Source organism: Paenibacillus sp. 01T422 (assembly GCF_056398785.1).
In genome coordinates, this window is the sequence record NZ_JBFTQB010001371.1 from 1 (window position 1) to 1,040 (window position 1,040).

Here is a 1,040-nt window from a genome sequence, read left to right on the forward strand (position 1 = left end):
GTTCATTCGACCAGACGATTATTTGCCTAATAAGAAGCGTCTCACCAATGTAAATGAATACGGTATCGGCCTCATCGGCTGTGGGAGTATAGCGAATACGGCACATTTGCCAGCATACCGCAAATACGGTTTGCGCATAGCTGCATGTTGCGATGTGAACGAGGAAGCAGCGCGCGCCACAGCGGAAAAGTTCGATATTCCATTCTGGACGACAGATGTTAATCAGCTACTCGAGAGGGACGATGTAGGTGTAATCGACCTGGCTATCCATCCGGAACCACGACTGGAAGTGCTGAGGTTAATCGGAAAGGCTCCGAGGCCAGTATTATGCCAAAAGCCTTTGGCCTTGGATCTAACACAAGCTGAACGCCTGAGCGAAGAGGCCAACAGAATGGGGATTATCCTCGGAGTTAACCAGCAAGCCCGCTTTGCTCCAGCGCACAAAGCGCTGAAAACAGTACTGGAGCAGGACTTAATCGGGGAAGTATACAGCATTCATCATCATATGCGCTCGTTCCAGGATCAGGCCGGCTGGTGGTGGACTAAGATGAAGAATTTCAACATTGTCGACCATGGTGTTCACTATGTGGACCTCTGCCGATATTTCAACCCTTATCCGGAGGAATGGTCCAGGGTACACTGCACGACAGCCCAGTTAACCAAGCAAAATGCCATCGACCCGCTTATCTATTCGGCGAATATCGAGTTTGGTCCCAGAGGCGGCAGGAACCCGCTCATGGCGACGCTGCATTTTAACAATATTGCCAAAGCAAGCCGCTCACACAGCAATACATGGTGGATTGACGGGACAGAAGGAAGCCTGTGGTGCACGCAAGATACGCTTTATATGGCACTGAATAAACACAAAAATGTCGTTCACGAAATCAAGCTCAAAGGAACATGGTTCCCGGACGCTTTCGCTGGATCGATGATCGCGTTCATGACAGCACTAGAGGAAGGCAATCTACCGCCAGTCACAGCGGAGGATAATATCCAAACAGTGGCGTTGACAACGGCGATGGTAAACTCCAGCCAAGAAG

The 1,040-nt window shown here is 50.2% G+C and carries 1 protein-coding gene; it reads left to right on the forward strand.

Features of this window, described 5'->3' with window-relative positions:
* Positions 1–1,040, forward strand: a 1,040-nt coding sequence (locus AC1DUA_RS38825; RefSeq protein WP_477504757.1) for a Gfo/Idh/MocA family protein, incomplete at both ends; no start/stop codon positions are given.